Consider the following 14,485-nt stretch of genomic DNA (forward strand, 5'->3'; position numbering starts at 1 on the left):
CATGGTAAGAGATGGAACTACAGAGTATGCCTGTATTGGACCTCTTGCGAGGGAAATAATTATGACAAAACTCCAGCAAGCCGTTCTCCATCGAAATACGGTCCAACCGTTTTTCAGAGAAAACCAGAAGAATGGATACCTCGAACTGGTGATCCCTACTAACTGCCTCTCTCCTCTGGAGAAATACGTTTTGGAAGGGGCGGGTTATCCAAAAAAACCTGTGAGGGTGGGGGATGGCATCATTAGGGCATTTATATTAAATGTCCGCTACATTGAACAGAACGATCCGGAGCTGTCGAAGGAAATAATTAATATCTATAACAAACGTCTGGAGGAAAGCTGCGTTGGTCCGTGCTACAAGTATGGGGATAACTATCTTTAATTGTAACCTAATATTTGGTTCAAGATAGCCGTCTACCCGGCGCTGATTGTGGATTTTGCGAGGTGTTGAGGTCGCTGTGCACATCCTCCTGCCAATGTTCTGAATATGTTCTTTTTGTCTAATAATTTCTTTCTGGAGTGGTAGACTTTTTGAAATTTTCACTATTTTAAAAAGTGACATTTTTCTTTTAAATTATTGTACTAAACTATATTCTAAAATTAGACAAAAAAATTTAATCTTTAAAATAATTTAATCAAAACTTTATAAATTTGTTTAATTTTATATATTTCAAAAAGTAAAAATCTGCTGAAAAATTTGAGAGATCACCCGACACAAAAATTAGGTTCCACTAAAAGGCAAAACAAGCATAAAACACCTCCAATAATATGATACTCCAATAAAAGAAGGTTTTTCATCGAACAAACAGTTTATGGACCTTCTTCAGCAATGTCCTTTGGGACCTCGTTGCCCTGAGGGAGGATTATCAGCTCTCTGCCCTCAACCAGCATCTGAGCAACTTTCTTTCTGGCCGAGCTCAGGGCTCTCCAGACTGTTCCTCTTGAAACACCCATTCGCTTTCCGGCCTCCTCCTGGGTCAGCCCCTCAAAATCAACCAGCCTCAGGGCTTCAAACTCCTCATAAGTCATGAAAATCGGTGGCTTGGGCTGTCCAAGGGGCGGCAGTGCAGGATAGAAATGTCTAACCTGAGGGATGAAGCCTATCATCCTCATCTTTCTTCTTCTGCCCCGCCCTTTTCCCCAACCGCGTCCCATTCCCATTGGCATGATTATCAATGGCCTTAATGTAGCCCTGGTTTATAGGTTTTCCTATCCCAAAGCTACTCTCAGTAATTGTTATAACCAATTTGCTCTACTCGGAAGTGGTGAGAAAAATGGGATTTCGTTTAACTGAGAGAAAGATCGGCTGGCACAAGGACTTCGATAGCTCGCACTTCCTTGTTCTTCCATATGAAAGCAAGTGCCTTAGAATTCACGGTCACACCTACAACGTTGACGTGGAGATATGGGGCGATGTCAATGAAAGCGGTATGATATTCGACTTCAACCACCTCAGCAATCTCATTAAGCTCCTGGACCACAGGATTCTCGTGAGCGAGGAGTGGGTTGTAGAAAGAAAAAACGGCCTGATAATCATCGAAAAGAACGGCAAGCGTCTGGAGCTCCCCGAGAATGAAGCGGTCGTCCTTGACAAGCCCAACGTTACTGCGGAATACATAGCCGAGTGGTTCGCGGAGAGGATAGCTGAAAAAGCCGGGGACAACGTGAGAAAGATAAAAGTGAAAATCTGGGAAGACCCGAGAAGCTACGCAGAAGTAACGCTGGAGCGTTAACAGGGATTCTTTCTTTTCTTCTCCGGCACAGGTGTCTCGATACTGCATTTTTCCCTCAGGTCTCTGAGGTGTTTTGCCGCCGTTGCTGCCAGCTCCTGGAAATACTCCTCCGGAAACGTTTCCTTTGCTTCGAGCGTTAGGCTGTGAATCAGCGTGAGGTACGCGTTGGCCATGTCACAGTCTTCAGATTCTGCTATGTGTGGCATCATGTCCACCAAGTAACCTAGGAAGTTGTGAAAGAGGTTGAGCCAGTCTCTCTCATAACCGTTCTCAATCAGCCAGCCCTTTAGGGTTATGAAGATTTTCACTGACGGAATGATTACCCCCTGTTCACCGTACCTGCGGTACCTTATGAGCAGATACTGGAGGAGCGATATAATGAATCTTCCAACTACTGCTCTCTCGCCACCGTTTTCTTCAACGAACCTCTGGAACTCCAGTAGGCCCTTGCCATCGCTTTTTTCAAACTTGGTGAGAAGTGGAGTGTAGGGAGTGGCGTACTGAGAGAAATCAACATCCTTTAACTCAGGAATCTCGGGGAATATTTTTACGACAGCTTCTTTGATGTTCATTCTCTCACCCAAACTATTAAATCCTGCTTGTCTTATTAGTTTTGGGGGTGATAGTTATGAGATTCTCAAGGGGGAGGAATTTTCTGTTCAGGGTTCCTGAGGGCAAGGAACTGCTGAGCTTCATCAACGAATTTGCGAGAAAAAACAACGTTTTAATTGGAACGGTGAGTGCCATTGGAAGTCTTAGGAATCCCAAAATAGGCTACTTTGTGGAAGAGGAAGGGCAGTACAAAGTCATTGAGCTGAAAGGAATCTACGAGCTCGTTTCACTCTCTGGGAACATAAGCCTTAAGGATGGTGAGCCCTTCGCTCACATCCACGTCGCACTCGGCGATTCGGAGGGGAGGCTCTGGGGCGGTCATCTTGTTGAAGGGGAAGTCTTTGTCGCGGAGGTTTACATCCAAGAGCTCCTCGGCGAGCCGCTTGAAAGGAAGCCTCAGGAGAGTGGGCTGGCACTGTGGGACGAAGAGTCTTAATTTTTACTCTGCTTTTCTGTTTTGTAGAATTTTGCCCATAGCACTGTGTAGTGCCAGATTATAATCCCAAAAATTCCGATGAACTCTGCGATGGCCACACCTTCGAAATTCCCGAGGGCCCATCTCGCCAGAATCCACGCGACCACAAAGACGGTAACTGTAAAAATTCCGATATCCCCTCTTCCCTCAAGCCAGAGGCCGAGGCCGGCTATCAGAAGTCCTATGCTACCTGTTATGAAGAAACCCCAGCTGACGTAGTAGTGCGGATCTGCTCCCTCGGGAAAGAGGCCGATTCCAGCCAGAAATAGGAGAGCGACAATGAATACTCCGGCTCCTATCTTCTCTACTACGTTTCTGAGCTCTCCGAAGAGGCCGATCGCGTAGTATGTGCTCAAAATCGCAGTTGCAATGAGTGCAAGGTTCATCACCCAGTTGTAAGGCAGTCCAACTTTTCCAAGGTCGCTTATGGCGTTGTCGGTCAGGCTCCACCAGGAGCGGTTTATGATTATTGCAATGAAAATCCCACCTAACCCAATCAGGGGTGCACAGAGGCCCGCCAGTCGCTGGCTTTTTCTCAATGATATCACCGTTCTAATGTTCTCTCCTTCATCTATAATCTTAACGCCTACTGGGCTCTCGATGAAGCTGACTAGTCCGGTAAGGCTCGCTACCAGCCAGAGAGCGGCGATTATTATGAACTCTATCAAAGCTAAACGAGCGTATGGAGCTCGTAGAGCGAGAGGATAACAAGGAGCCATCATATAGAGAAGAACGGGTAAAGGACTAAGGGACGCTAGCGAGGCCGATGTGGGCCAGAAGTGTCTTTTGTTGATGCTCATGTGTAGTCATCAAGGTGCGTGGAAAGGGATAAGATAAAACGTCAGAACACTGAGTTCAACCTTCCTCCATCAACGGAAATCATCGCGCCGTTTATGTAGCTTCCGAGATCGCTCGCGAGGAACGCCACTAGGTAGCCTATCTCTTCCGGCTCGCCAGGTCTTCTGAGAGGTATGGGCTCTGCATAGTCGTTGAGGGCTTCCTCGACGTTTTTCCCTTCCCGATTCGCCTTATCCCTGGCCAGCTGAATCATCCTACCCGTCCTTATGATGCCGGGCATTATGCCGTTCACCGTTATTCCCTTTGGTCCCAGCTCCTTGGCGAGCGTTCTCACGAGGCCGGCCATCGAAATCCTCACAACGTTGCTGAGGGCTATATTGGGTATTGGCTCCTTTATGGCGACACTTGTTGAATAGATTATCCTACCAAAGCCCCTGCGCTCCATTGCTGGAACTAAGGCCCTAGTTAGGTAAACCGCCGGACGGAGGAGCAAATTCACTGTGCCTTCCCAGTCTTCTATGCTCATCTCCATGAAGTAGCCTGGCTTGGGCCCACCGGTGGAAAAGAAGAATATATCTGGCTCGCCGATGTTTTCGAGCTCCTTCACGGTTCTCTCCAGATCTTCGCGCTTCGTTAAGTCAGCAACGATGTAGCTCACTTCGACGTTGCTCTCGGCCTTTATTTTCTCCCTTGCCCTCTTCAGGTTTTCCTCGCTTCTCGAGAGGAGTATCAGTCTGCACCAGCCTTTGCCAGAATTCTCGCTGTCCCAAAGCCGATGCCTTTGCTCGAGGCGGTGGCAAAGGCTAGTTTCCCCGAAAGGTCTATTTTGAGCATGGAAACCACCGTATTAAAATTCGCGTCGAAATGATAAAAAACTAACGACCAAAACTCAATGCCCCTGTCCCTGTTTCTGCCAGCTGGACAGAGTTTATGAAATGAAAAATAATCATCGACCGCCCATTCCGCGCCCCATGCCTCTGCCGTGGCTGCCACCGTGTCTGCCAGGGCTCGTGACTGCACCCTGGAGCTCGCCGCGGAGGAAGGCTTCGACTGCCTCTCTAACGGTCATTGTTGGCGGTGCCGAGACCATTCTTATGCCAGCAGTTTGGAGAACGCCGTAGGAGTTCGGTCCGAAGTGACCCGCTATAACGACCTCGGCGCCTTGGTCGATGCAGAACTGTGCCGCCGTAACTCCAGCTCCTCTCGGCTGGCTATAGCCAGGGTTCTGGACAACCTGGACGTTCACGATCTCTTCATTCTCGACGTCGACTATGGTGAAAGTCGGTGTCCTCCCGAAGGCCTGATTGACCCTGTCATCAATTCCTCCGTTGATAGTTGAGACTATAATCCTCATTTTTTCACCCCCAGCATGGATTAGGGAAGCCGAACTTAAAAAAGTTTGCATAAGCTCAAAATGGTCTTCTCCATCCCCAGAGTCTTGGTCTCAGAAATTCCCGCAGGATGAGCAGGGCTATCAAGCCGACTGCATAGGGAGCAGCCACGATGAACAGCTTGACAAAGAAGTACAGTATCCCAATGAGGAACAGCAGGTCTATCAGCCCGTAGAATCCAAAAAATCTTCGGTAGTAGCCCCTACCAAAGCCCCTGCTGTATCCTCTTCCTGCCCCTCTTGGCATCGCTCATGCCTCCAAAAGTAAAAAGAAGATAACTCACCACCAGCCGTAGAGCCAGCGAAGGGTTCTTCTGTTTGGTCGTCCTGTCCAGGGACAGTAGCCCAGGCGGACTCCCCAGCCTCTTCCGCCTTTGCCCCATCCGCGTCCAAAGCCGCGGCCTCTGCTCCATCCGCCGCCGCGGCCCCAGCCGTAACCGTAAGCCGGGTAGGCTGGATACGCCGGAGCATATGGGCCGTAAGCTGGCGATGGAGCTGCTGGCGCAACTGGGGTTGCTGGGGCCGGAGTGCTAAGCTGCTGAACGCTTCCGGTAGTGACGGCTTTAATTGCCTCTTCAACCGGAGTTCCCGGGGCGATCTGGTAAAGCCTTATGCCTGCAGCCTGAAGCGCTCCAAGGGCGTTGGGACCAACCTGTGGTGCAATGACGGCCTCGACGCCCTCATTGATGAGGGTCTGGATAGCAAATGGTCCTGCTCCTCCACCTGCCATGGCGGCGCCGTTCTGAATAACCTTGCTATTGGTAACGTTACCCTTTTCATCTACCTCGACTATGACGAAAGCTGGAGCTCTTGCAAAGACTGGGGCGACAGTATCCTCGAGGCCTCCTCCATTGGTGGGTATTGCGATCCTCATCTTCACCACCTCTCACTCCTTCTGTTATTTTGTGCATATGCACATGATTATAAACTTTTCGGTTATCCTAATTGGGATCCATATTCTGGTTCGTGCTCTTAGCTTGGGGGATTGGTGAGTCAATAGGTTCAACGCTGCTCTTTGCTCTCCACTGGAAGAGAATTACCAAACAGGGCAATTATAGATGGGAGGGTCGTTGGAACACTGGCCACTAATCTTGAGGCCTTTTCAACAGCCTGACATTGGACTCTAGGACATTAATCTGTCCATTTCAGCATATGGCCAAGCTCTATGCGCTCTTGGGAAAACTTTGCTCTCATTAGAGTCCAAGAAACTTACAGAACAGCTTAAAGAACCTCGTCTTCCTCCCAGTGGACGTGATAAAACGGTGGAGAATAAGTTCTTCCTTTAGTCCTGCACAGTTCTTAGCCTTTGCCTTTTTACATGCGTCTTCAAAGTCTCTGCTCCTGATGAGGACCCCAATGAACTTCCATCCATCTGGAAAGATGGCGTTGAAGTAGCATTTCAACCATTTCTCATCAATCGAGCGGACAAAGAGCTCTCCCTCCCTCGAAAGGCGGTAGTAGGTATGATGCTTGTGAACCTCGAAGGCCTTCTTAAAGCGAGCTTTGCTCCTCTTTACTGCGCTTCCAGAGTCGCGTTCAACGAGGCCCGCTTCCATTAGATCCATTATGGCGCTATTGATCATCTCAAGTGGAAGTTCTGTCATCCTTGCTATCATCTTGGCATACTCAACATTGGCCTTCTTGAGGTGAACTAGGACGTACAGATGGATGGGAAGAAGCTCAAGGCTTCGATACGGGGCGGGCCGTTCTTTTCGTGTATTCGCATCTCCCATCGCCGAACCTCCATGTGGGGGTATTCTTTCATAACATTATGAACCTTGTCATGACTACCAGTAGACAAGTGGATTGCTAGTGTGAACGGTTCACATGGGATCAGTGAAAGGCCTGGAACTATTAGAGTGTCTCGATAGGATATACTGGATGTCTGGCCATTGGATAGTACCTTGAAGTCAAGAGATGGTCGCTCTCATGCTTTCGGCACTTGGAGGTGGGAGACTAACCAGAGAGGATGCCAGACAGAAAGGGGGGCAAGCCATGGGAATAGTACCTGAACGTTAGGAGGTTGAGGCTGTAATCGATGAAAATAGTGGGGGGCGCAAGGGATTATGAACTTCACCCGCGCGAGAGACTCCCAAAAGCTCATACTCTTGCCTTGGCCCTCTTTTTCTGCACTTGCTCCCATAGGTCATCGAAGTTCTCGGCAACCCTCTGGAGGGCGAGCTTTAGGTCCCTCGTTCTCGTGAAGAAGGCCACCTTGTCGCTCTGGTCTCTTATCCTTAGAAAGTTCGGCCCCATTCTAAAGGCAGCCAGAACGTCGACGTCTATAAGCTGACTCACTATCGCCCTGAACTTCCTCGGATCGCCGTGTCCTTCGTCGTGCTCCTCCACATTCCTGGCTTTGTTGTCCCTTTCCTCAAGGAGCTTAACGCTCCCGTCTTCACAAACCTCGTATATTGCAAAGAACTCAGAATCGCCGTAGTGAGCATCTATGAGTGTCTCATCGTTCTCCATCCCAAAGGCAACTTTCAGGCACCTCATGACCATCACCGTGTGAGCATATGCACAAAGCTTAAAAACTTTTAGGTTAGCCTAATTCTGGGGGTGAGGCAATGCAGATCGCAGTGAGCGGAGGAAAAGGTGGAACCGGAAAATCCACCATTGCGATAAATCTCGCGATAGCCCTTAAAGAGCACTTTGATCTTGTTCTGGCCGATTTGGATGTTGAGGCACCAAACGACCATCTGCTTCTTGGAGTTGAGCTCCAGAACGAGGAGCCCGTTGAGCTCTTCATGCCGCGCTTTGACTACTCCAAGTGTACTCACTGCAGAAAGTGCGCAGAAGTTTGTGAGGAGCACGCGATAATAACCATGCGTGACGGAACTCCCTTCCTGATGCCCAACCTCTGTTCTGGTTGCGCAGCCTGTGAGATAGTCTGCCCGGTTCCCGGAGCGATACTGCCCGGCAAGAAGCTTATGGGCCACACATATCTAACGGAGACGCCCTACGGCTTCCCGCTCGTTACGGGCAGGCTTTTGGAGGGCGAGGAGAGGGCCATGCCCATCGTTTCAAGAGCGAAGAAGAGGGCCCAGAGCTTAAATAAGGAGCTTCTGCTCGTTGACACTGCTGCCGGAACGAGCAATACCGTTTCGAAGGCACTTGAAGATTCTAAGCTCATCATAGCCGTCACCGAGCCGACACCGCTCGGGCTTCATGACAGCGAACTTATCCTCCGGTTGGCTCGGCTCATGGACATTCCGGCTATGATAATCGTTAACCGCTCTGATCTGGGTGACGTTGGAAAGGTCAGGGAAATTGCCGAGCGCTATAGCGCCGAGATAATAGCCGAGATCCCCTACAGCGAGAACGTCATACGAAGCTACGTGGAAGGAAGGCCGATAGTTCTGAGCGACTATCCTGAGGCCCAAATCTTCAGGAAGATTGCCGAGAGGGTTGTCGAATTCATCGGGGGTGGTGAGTGATGCAACTCGTCATAGCGAGCGGTAAGGGCGGCGTAGGAAAGAGCACCGTAACTGCTTCGCTCCTCTACCTTCTAAAGGATGAGTACAACTTTGTGGCGGTGGATGCGGACGCAGATGCGCCGAACCTCGACCTCCTTCTTGGCGTCGAGCGCTGGGAAGAGGAGATGGAGCTGGTTGGCGCCAAGGTCGCTCACATAAACACGGAGAGCTGCATACGCTGTGGCATCTGTCAGGAGCGCTGCCCCTACGATTGTATCAAGGTCATCGACGGCGACTACGTTGTGAGTGAACTCACCTGTGAAGGCTGCAACGTCTGCAGTCTGGTCTGCCCGGTTCCAGGAACCATAACCCTCGAGGAAGTCCGCTCTGGGATAATAAGGAAGACCACCACGAAGTACGGCTTCCCGCTAATCTCAGCCCAGCTCGACGTCGGCAGGCCCAACAGCGGCAAGCTCGTAACTGAGGAGAAGGAGTGGGCGAAGAACCTGATGAAGGAGCTTGGCCTTAAGCACATGATAGTGGACAGCGCAGCTGGAATAGGCTGTCAGGTTATAGCGAGCATCGGCGGTGCAGATTTGACAATACTCATTGCCGAGCCGACGCCAGCCTCCCTCAGCGATGTTCAGAGGGCTTATAGGGTCATCCAGCACTTCAGGCAGCCGGCTTACCTTATAATCAACAAGGCCGACTTCAACCCTGGATTTAGAGCCCTCCACGAGTGGGCAGAGAGCGAGGGAATCCCGATACTTGGCGAGGTTCCCTACGACAAGGCGGTACCAAAGAGCATGGCAATGCTTAAGCCTGTTGTGGAGGCCTTTCCAGACTCAAAGGCATCCCAGGCGATAAAAGAGATTGCTGAGAGAATTAAGGCTGAGATACTGAAATGAAGCCACAGTTCGTGGAATTTCCACTCTTCCCATCTTATCCTTAGTTAGAGCTCGTGCGTGGCTGGTTCTATAACCTTTCGTGGTTTGTGGCGAGGCAACCCAAACCTTAAAAGCCTCCCATCCAAATCCAATCGGTGGTGCAAAATGGCGGAGAGAAACGAGCAGCTTGAAAGGCTCGCTTACGAGTATCAGCTCCTGCAGGCTCAGGCTCAGCTTTTAGCCCAGAACCTTGAGCTCCTAACCCTCGGAAGGAACGAGTTCCAGGCCGTTAAGCAGACCCTCGAGGAGCTCAAAAAGGTCGAGGATGAGAAGCCAGAAATTCTGGTGCCCATCGGTGCAGGCTCCTTCCTGAAAGGTATGATAGTAGACAAGAACAGCGCGATAGTCAGCGTCGGTTCTGGCTATGCTACCGAGAAGAGCCTCGACGACGCTATAGGCTACCTTGATGCTAGAATAAAAGAGTACGACGAGGCAATAAGGAAAACGCAGGAGGCTCTGGCAAAGCTTGAGGGTCAGCTCCAGGAGCTCGCTCAGAAAGCACAGAAGCTCCAGCAGGAGGCTGCGATGCGTTTTAGTGTAAAGAAGTAATGTTTTTGAGCTTCTTCTCCCCCATTTTATGAGTTTGAAAAGCAAAATTGGGAGATAATATTTTAAACTTTCTCCGCTACAATGCATTTTAAGATGGGAAAGTTGAGATTGACATCAGCCATGCTTGCACTCGTGCTTCTTCTGGCGACGCTTGGGTTAGCTGTCCCCAGCATTAACGTTTCCGTACAGGAGATTGGAGTGGGGAGCTGTGATGTGGTGAGTCCTGCGAACTGGGCGGATGTTCAGATTACTTGGAACATCACTGATTACAGTTGGGGTATATGGGACCTGTATGAATATACCCTGAATGAGGTGATCATAAATTTCTCAGATTCTCTGCCAGCGGGAACTACAATGTACATCAATGTCACGATTTACGGATACAATTCCAATACTGGGCAGTACCAGAGTGACAGTTTTACGAACTTCACGGTGTTCACTAGTGGATGGAGTGCTGGACTGCCATATATTATAACAAACAAGGATACACAGTACTCGTATTATGTTAGTTCCTTTTTTGGAATTTCGCCTCCGGAAATCGTCGACATAAAAATAGTTCTTGTGGGGGGTAGCAATAACTGCACAATACTTCCTATCTATATAGAGGTTCAGAAGATTGGTGTAGCTACACTGTCGTTTGCTCCCTCTGGAAGTGGAAACGTTCCCATCGACGTTACGGAACGGAGTGGACAGGATCTGAGGGACTATGTTATCAACTTTACTTTGGGTGGAGACTGGAGTTCTTTATACCCTTATGTTACCGATGAAAATGGCAACCGTCTGTACTACTGGTACTTTTACGACGCTGCCTCTCAGAAGACGTGGTTCTGGGTCAAAATGAATCTAAGTGCTAATCAGGTTAACACGATATACCTATTTTACGGAAACCAGTCTGCTTACGATGCGACATACTTTAATCCAGACAAAGTGTTTTGGTTTTTTGATGATTTCAACGGCGTCACATTAAACCTTTCAAAATGGAACATCCCTGCCCTTCAGAATCCCTCCAACTACACTGTTTCTAATGGCCTGCTTGAGCTTAAAGGTGGTCAGTGGCTCTGGACTAAGCAGAATTTCAGCGGCTCATTCATCATCGATTTGTACGCGAATTCCCTGGACTCCACGGCATTTCCAATTTTTTATGTGGACAGCACGAACTATGGCTGGGCCATACTACTAAATACTTCCCTCGCAACATGGGGAGCTACAACTTATCAACTCAACAATGTAACAATAAGAGGATTTAACTTGGCAGATGGCTCGTGGGGAGCATTTTATTATCCAGATGGTGGTAGTAGGAGTCCGATATTTGGAAAAGACATCTTAATAACCACGCTCATTAATGTCACTAGCACTCAGGCAGAGTTCTACCTCTATGAAAACGGCTCACTCATAGCAACCTTCACTCAAGGTTACTCCCCCGAACAGAGTGAACCCTTGGGCCTTGGTCAGTGGTATGAGTACAACTACACTATAACTGGTCCACGGAGGAACCCCCAGCTTACCCTCTCCTCGATAATAAACACGACCTCAATCTATGACTGGATACTTGTACGGCCCTACATTTACCCTGAACCCGAAGTGCGGGTAGTAGGCCAGACCTCTGGTAGCTACACCTTTAGGATTTACTTTAAACCCTGAGCCTGATACAACTCCACAGTCTTCTTCAGCCCATCCTCCAGTGTCCATTCCGGCTCAAAACCGAGTTTCCTAATCTCGCTTATGTCTGCCTGACTGTGTCTTATGTCTCCTGGCCTTGGCTTGTCGAAGAGTATCGAGCTGGTGGCGTTGGTTATTTCAATTATCTTCATCGCTAGCTCAAGAATAGTTGTCTGCCTCCCAGTTGCGACGTTGAAGACCCTTCCATTGGCTTTTCTGCTCTCTGCAACCAGGATGTTGGCTCTGACAACGTCCTTGACATAGATGAAGTCCCTCGTCTGCTTTCCGTCGCCAAAAATTACGAGCGGCTCGTTCTTCAGCGCACGGTTGATGAAAATGCTTATAACTCCTGCGTACTGGTTGGCACTCTGCCTCGGACCGAAGACGTTGAAGTAGCGCAGGGAAACTGCTGGTATCCCGTAGAGCTCGTTGAAAACTCTAAGGTACTGCTCTGCCGTTAGCTTCGTGACGCCATAAGGAGAGAGGGGTCTCGGCGTTTCCGTCTCTTTGAGCGGCAGATTTGGATTGTTGCCATAAACCGCCGCAGAGGATGCAAAAATCAGCTTTCCATGACCTTCCATCAGGGCTCTCAAAATGTTGAGCGTGCCTATAACGTTGACTTCCTCCGTGAAAATCGGGTCCCTAACGCTCTCGACGACGCTGACCTGAGCAGCCTCGTGAAAAACGTAATCGGCGTGGCTTATCAGCTCGGCTATCGATTCGTAGTCCCTGATGTCGGCCCGAACGAACTTCGCCGCCGGCGGAACGTTTTCCCTCTTTCCAGTGTGGAGGTTGTCAATGACGATTACCTCGTTATCTTTGCTCAGTTCCCAGGCAATATGAGAGCCGATGAAGCCTGCCCCTCCAGTAACCACGACCAACTTGTTTCTCATTTCTCTACCCCCGTAAGTAGTGTTTGCCGTGGGTTTTAACCTTTTGCTGTCTCTTTCCGTGGGATTTTGACAAACTTTTGTCTGATTAGAAACTGTTATAAGGCCCCTATTGACTTAAACTTGGGTAAGGAGCCATGCCGAGCTACATAGTTGTTGGTGGTCAATGGGGAGACGAGGGTAAGGGGTCTCTTATAGCCTACCTTGCCTTGAAGGATGAGCCTCAAATCATAGCACGCGGCGGCGTTGGGACAAACGCGGGCCACAGCGTCTTCATCAACGGTAGGAAATACGCAGTCAGACAGCTCCCAACGGGCTTTATGCAGACTAAAGCTAGGCTTCTTGTTGGGGCTGGAGTTCTTGTTGATCCAGGGGTCTTTTTCCATGAGCTTGAACACCTGAAGGAGTTCAATGTTGCCGAAAGGGTTGGCATTGATTACCGTTGCGCCATTATAGAGCCAAGACACAAGGAGCGCGATAGAACGAGCAGCTATCTGCACGGCAAAATCGGAACCACGGGTTCCGGCTGTGGGCCGGCAAACGCTGATAGGGTCATGCGTATGGCAAAACAGGCGAAGGACATCAAGGAGCTGGAGCCATATCTCACGGACGTTGCTCAAGAAATTAACGACGCGCTCGATGAAGGCAAGCTGGTTCTCATCGAGGGCACACAGGGCTTTGGACTGAGCCTCTACTACGGTACTTACCCCTACGTGACCTCGAAGGATACAACCGCTTCAGCCATAGCCAGCGACGTCGGAATCGGGCCCACGAGGGTCGACGATGTTATAGTCGTCTTCAAAAGCTTTCCGACGCGCGTTGGGGAGGGTCCGTTCCCGACGGAGATGAGTGCTGAGGAAGCTGAGAGGCTCGGTCTCGTCGAGTACGGCACTGTCACAGGAAGGCGCAGGCGCGTCGGCTGGTTCGACTTCGAGTTCGCGCGCTATTCGGCGAGGCTCAACGGGGCGACGATGCTGGCTATAACAATGCTCGACAAGTACGACAAAGGGGCCTTCGGCGTTACCGACTACGACAAGCTGCCAAGGAAGGCCAAGGAGTTTATAGAAGAAATAGAGGAAAGGGTTGGTATTCCAGTCGGCATAATCAAGACTGGTCCTGAGCTTGAGCACGTGATTGATAGGAGGGATACTCTCTAATTCTCTTTTCTTCCCCCGCGTGGGCCACTAACCACTCAACTATCGTTCTGTGAAACTCATTCCCCCACTCAGGATCCTCGAATATCTCGTGGTAGGCCCCTTCAAACTCCTTCAAGGCCTTGTCTTTGACCTTAAGCTTCCTGAAAAGCCTTCTCGCTCCTTCTGGCGGGGTTATGATGTCTCCCGTACCAACAATGAGCAGAATCGGCACCGTTATTTTTTCAGCCTCTTTGTGTGCCAGCTCCATGTTCTCGAATATGCTCCTCCCGAGCTTTGCCGAAATCCTGTCATGGACGAGTTCATCTTTGATGTATCTCTCGACTGCATCGGGGTTTCTGGAGAGGAGCTTTGGATCGAGGCCGTTGCTTAGCGTTACCCCCGGCGCGATTTTTCCGAGGAACTTCGCGAGGACAACCATGAAGTCCGGCGTCTTTGGGCTCTTAGCGAGTGCTGGCGAGGAAGCGACGATCCCCCTTATCTTATCCGGCCTCGTCTCGGCATAGCGGATCACGGTTAGACCACCCATGCTATGGCCGAAGAGGAACGGCTTTTCTCCAATCTCCTCAATGATGCTGTCAATAATCTCCATAGCTTCCTCAACGCTCGTATGTCCTCTTTTGCCACCACTTCTTCCGTGTCCCGGCCAGTCGAAGGTGTAGACGGCAAAGCCTGCCTCATTAAGCATCTTTACCAGCCACTTGTATCTTCCACTGTGTTCCCCCAATCCATGAACCAGAACAACCCATCCAATCCTTGGCTCACCGAACTTGGCTTTGTAAACCCTCACCATAGCCACCGCCAGTTAGAAAATTGGGAAAAGGAGAATTTAACATTTTCCAGTGCCGAGATTCTGAAA

Annotated in this window: 18 protein-coding genes and 1 pseudogene; 8 read left to right on the plus strand and 11 right to left on the minus strand. The window is 49.8% G+C overall.

Translation table 11 applies throughout. The features are described from left to right. The first annotated feature begins 1 nt into the window (after position 1). Positions 2 to 382 (plus strand): hypothetical protein, encoded by a 381-nt coding sequence (locus E3E33_RS02410; protein WP_167712029.1) that lies wholly within the window; start codon positions 2 to 4, stop codon positions 380 to 382. Between the two features lie 428 nt (positions 383 to 810). Here E3E33_RS02410 and E3E33_RS02415 read toward each other — a convergent pair whose 3' ends face one another. Next, positions 811 to 1,167: a DUF134 domain-containing protein gene (locus tag E3E33_RS02415; RefSeq protein ID WP_167712039.1), complete on the minus strand. Its 357-nt coding sequence runs from the start codon at positions 1,165 to 1,167 to the stop codon at positions 811 to 813. A gap of 107 nt (positions 1,168 to 1,274) precedes the next feature. Here E3E33_RS02415 and E3E33_RS02420 point away from each other — a divergent pair, with 107 nt between their 5' ends. Beyond that, complete coding sequence (locus E3E33_RS02420) at positions 1,275 to 1,733, plus strand: 6-carboxytetrahydropterin synthase (protein ID WP_167712030.1); 459 nt, start codon at positions 1,275 to 1,277, stop codon at positions 1,731 to 1,733. Here E3E33_RS02420 and E3E33_RS02425 read toward each other — a convergent pair. Beyond that, positions 1,730 to 2,305: a hypothetical protein gene (locus E3E33_RS02425; RefSeq protein ID WP_167712031.1), complete on the minus strand. Its 576-nt coding sequence runs from the start codon at positions 2,303 to 2,305 to the stop codon at positions 1,730 to 1,732. The two genes, E3E33_RS02420 and E3E33_RS02425, sit on opposite strands and share 4 nt — an antisense overlap. A 56-nt stretch (positions 2,306 to 2,361) precedes the next feature. On the opposite strand from E3E33_RS02425, the gene E3E33_RS02430 reads away from it, so the two are divergent. After that, complete coding sequence (locus tag E3E33_RS02430; protein WP_167712032.1) at positions 2,362 to 2,781, plus strand: PPC domain-containing DNA-binding protein; 420 nt, start codon at positions 2,362 to 2,364, stop codon at positions 2,779 to 2,781. On the opposite strand, the gene E3E33_RS02435 is transcribed toward E3E33_RS02430, so the two are convergent. From E3E33_RS02435 to E3E33_RS02465, 7 genes and pseudogenes are all read right to left on the minus strand, one after another. Beyond that, positions 2,778 to 3,359 (minus strand): DUF998 domain-containing protein, encoded by a 582-nt coding sequence (locus tag E3E33_RS02435; RefSeq protein WP_167712040.1) that lies wholly within the window; start codon positions 3,357 to 3,359, stop codon positions 2,778 to 2,780. The genes E3E33_RS02430 and E3E33_RS02435 overlap by 4 nt on opposite strands. 302 nt (positions 3,360 to 3,661) lie before the next feature. Further along, positions 3,662 to 4,452, minus strand: a pseudogene (locus tag E3E33_RS02440) (SDR family oxidoreductase). A 112-nt stretch (positions 4,453 to 4,564) separates the two neighbouring features. After that, positions 4,565 to 4,972: a NifB/NifX family molybdenum-iron cluster-binding protein gene (locus tag E3E33_RS02445; RefSeq protein WP_167712033.1), complete on the minus strand. Its 408-nt coding sequence runs from the start codon at positions 4,970 to 4,972 to the stop codon at positions 4,565 to 4,567. A gap of 55 nt (positions 4,973 to 5,027) precedes the next feature. Further along, entirely contained in the window at positions 5,028 to 5,255 is a 228-nt protein-coding gene (locus E3E33_RS02450) for a hypothetical protein (RefSeq protein WP_167712034.1), read from the minus strand. A 33-nt stretch (positions 5,256 to 5,288) separates the two neighbouring features. Then, the gene (locus E3E33_RS02455) at positions 5,289 to 5,882 is read right to left on the minus strand and encodes a NifB/NifX family molybdenum-iron cluster-binding protein (protein ID WP_167712041.1); all 594 of its coding nucleotides are present in this window, start codon (positions 5,880 to 5,882) and stop codon (positions 5,289 to 5,291) included. A gap of 319 nt (positions 5,883 to 6,201) precedes the next feature. Continuing rightward, positions 6,202 to 6,741 carry a DUF2250 domain-containing protein gene (locus E3E33_RS02460; RefSeq protein WP_167712035.1) on the minus strand — a complete coding sequence of 180 codons (540 nt, stop codon included), beginning with the start codon at positions 6,739 to 6,741 and terminating at the stop codon, positions 6,202 to 6,204. 367 nt (positions 6,742 to 7,108) lie between these two features. Beyond that, positions 7,109 to 7,507, minus strand: a complete 399-nt coding sequence (locus tag E3E33_RS02465; RefSeq protein WP_012571877.1) for a NifB/NifX family molybdenum-iron cluster-binding protein — start codon at positions 7,505 to 7,507, stop codon at positions 7,109 to 7,111. A 71-nt stretch (positions 7,508 to 7,578) separates the two neighbouring features. Between E3E33_RS02465 and E3E33_RS02470 the strand changes: the two genes are divergently transcribed. The 4 genes from E3E33_RS02470 to E3E33_RS02485 all read left to right on the plus strand — a co-directional run bounded on the left by E3E33_RS02470 (position 7,579) and on the right by E3E33_RS02485 (position 11,564). Next, a complete protein-coding gene (locus E3E33_RS02470) occupies positions 7,579 to 8,448 on the plus strand; it encodes a P-loop NTPase (RefSeq protein ID WP_167712036.1) in 870 nt (289 codons plus the stop codon). Continuing rightward, entirely contained in the window at positions 8,448 to 9,335 is an 888-nt protein-coding gene (locus E3E33_RS02475; RefSeq protein WP_012571875.1) for a P-loop NTPase, read from the plus strand. The genes E3E33_RS02470 and E3E33_RS02475 overlap by 1 nt, the downstream gene beginning before the upstream one ends. Positions 9,336 to 9,479: 144 nt before the next feature. After that, the gene (gene pfdA / locus E3E33_RS02480; RefSeq protein WP_167712037.1) at positions 9,480 to 9,923 is read left to right on the plus strand and encodes a prefoldin subunit alpha; all 444 of its coding nucleotides are present in this window, start codon (positions 9,480 to 9,482) and stop codon (positions 9,921 to 9,923) included. A 93-nt stretch (positions 9,924 to 10,016) separates the two neighbouring features. After that, the gene (locus E3E33_RS02485; protein ID WP_167712234.1) at positions 10,017 to 11,564 is read left to right on the plus strand and encodes a DUF2341 domain-containing protein; all 1,548 of its coding nucleotides are present in this window, start codon (positions 10,017 to 10,019) and stop codon (positions 11,562 to 11,564) included. Here E3E33_RS02485 and E3E33_RS02490 read toward each other — a convergent pair. Continuing rightward, positions 11,549 to 12,475 (minus strand): SDR family oxidoreductase, encoded by a 927-nt coding sequence (locus tag E3E33_RS02490; RefSeq protein ID WP_167731669.1) that lies wholly within the window; start codon positions 12,473 to 12,475, stop codon positions 11,549 to 11,551. The genes E3E33_RS02485 and E3E33_RS02490 overlap by 16 nt on opposite strands. A gap of 134 nt (positions 12,476 to 12,609) precedes the next feature. Between E3E33_RS02490 and E3E33_RS02495 the strand changes: the two genes are divergently transcribed. Next, positions 12,610 to 13,629 (plus strand): adenylosuccinate synthetase, encoded by a 1,020-nt coding sequence (locus E3E33_RS02495; RefSeq protein ID WP_167712187.1) that lies wholly within the window; start codon positions 12,610 to 12,612, stop codon positions 13,627 to 13,629. On the opposite strand, the gene E3E33_RS02500 is transcribed toward E3E33_RS02495, so the two are convergent. Continuing rightward, entirely contained in the window at positions 13,577 to 14,419 is an 843-nt protein-coding gene (locus E3E33_RS02500; protein WP_240912012.1) for an alpha/beta hydrolase, read from the minus strand. The genes E3E33_RS02495 and E3E33_RS02500 overlap by 53 nt on opposite strands. Between the last annotated feature and the right edge of the window lie 66 nt (positions 14,420 to 14,485).

It is taken from the genome of Thermococcus sp. GR5 (assembly GCF_012027535.1).
Classification (GTDB): domain Archaea; phylum Methanobacteriota_B; class Thermococci; order Thermococcales; family Thermococcaceae; genus Thermococcus; species Thermococcus onnurineus.

Excerpts from the sequence above, each read along its gene's own strand:
- E3E33_RS02410 (WP_167712029.1), top strand. The coding sequence starts at position 2 with ATGGTAAGAGATGGAACTACAGAGTATGCCTGTATTGGACCTCTTGCG.
- E3E33_RS02415 (WP_167712039.1), bottom strand. The coding sequence starts at position 1,167 with ATGCCAATGGGAATGGGACGCGGTTGGGGAAAAGGGCGGGGCAGAAGA.
- E3E33_RS02420 (WP_167712030.1), top strand. The coding sequence starts at position 1,275 with ATGGGATTTCGTTTAACTGAGAGAAAGATCGGCTGGCACAAGGACTTC.
- E3E33_RS02425 (WP_167712031.1), bottom strand. The coding sequence starts at position 2,305 with ATGAACATCAAAGAAGCTGTCGTAAAAATATTCCCCGAGATTCCTGAG.
- E3E33_RS02430 (WP_167712032.1), top strand. The coding sequence starts at position 2,362 with ATGAGATTCTCAAGGGGGAGGAATTTTCTGTTCAGGGTTCCTGAGGGC.
- E3E33_RS02445 (WP_167712033.1), bottom strand. The coding sequence starts at position 4,972 with ATGAGGATTATAGTCTCAACTATCAACGGAGGAATTGATGACAGGGTC.
- E3E33_RS02450 (WP_167712034.1), bottom strand. The coding sequence starts at position 5,255 with ATGCCAAGAGGGGCAGGAAGAGGATACAGCAGGGGCTTTGGTAGGGGC.
- E3E33_RS02455 (WP_167712041.1), bottom strand. The coding sequence starts at position 5,882 with ATGAGGATCGCAATACCCACCAATGGAGGAGGCCTCGAGGATACTGTC.
- E3E33_RS02460 (WP_167712035.1), bottom strand. The coding sequence starts at position 6,741 with ATGGGAGATGCGAATACACGAAAAGAACGGCCCGCCCCGTATCGAAGC.
- E3E33_RS02465 (WP_012571877.1), bottom strand. The coding sequence starts at position 7,507 with ATGAGGTGCCTGAAAGTTGCCTTTGGGATGGAGAACGATGAGACACTC.
- E3E33_RS02470 (WP_167712036.1), top strand. The coding sequence starts at position 7,579 with ATGCAGATCGCAGTGAGCGGAGGAAAAGGTGGAACCGGAAAATCCACC.
- E3E33_RS02475 (WP_012571875.1), top strand. The coding sequence starts at position 8,448 with ATGCAACTCGTCATAGCGAGCGGTAAGGGCGGCGTAGGAAAGAGCACC.
- pfdA (WP_167712037.1), top strand. The coding sequence starts at position 9,480 with ATGGCGGAGAGAAACGAGCAGCTTGAAAGGCTCGCTTACGAGTATCAG.
- E3E33_RS02485 (WP_167712234.1), top strand. The coding sequence starts at position 10,017 with ATGGGAAAGTTGAGATTGACATCAGCCATGCTTGCACTCGTGCTTCTT.
- E3E33_RS02490 (WP_167731669.1), bottom strand. The coding sequence starts at position 12,475 with ATGAGAAACAAGTTGGTCGTGGTTACTGGAGGGGCAGGCTTCATCGGC.
- E3E33_RS02495 (WP_167712187.1), top strand. The coding sequence starts at position 12,610 with ATGCCGAGCTACATAGTTGTTGGTGGTCAATGGGGAGACGAGGGTAAG.
- E3E33_RS02500 (WP_240912012.1), bottom strand. The coding sequence starts at position 14,419 with ATGGTGAGGGTTTACAAAGCCAAGTTCGGTGAGCCAAGGATTGGATGG.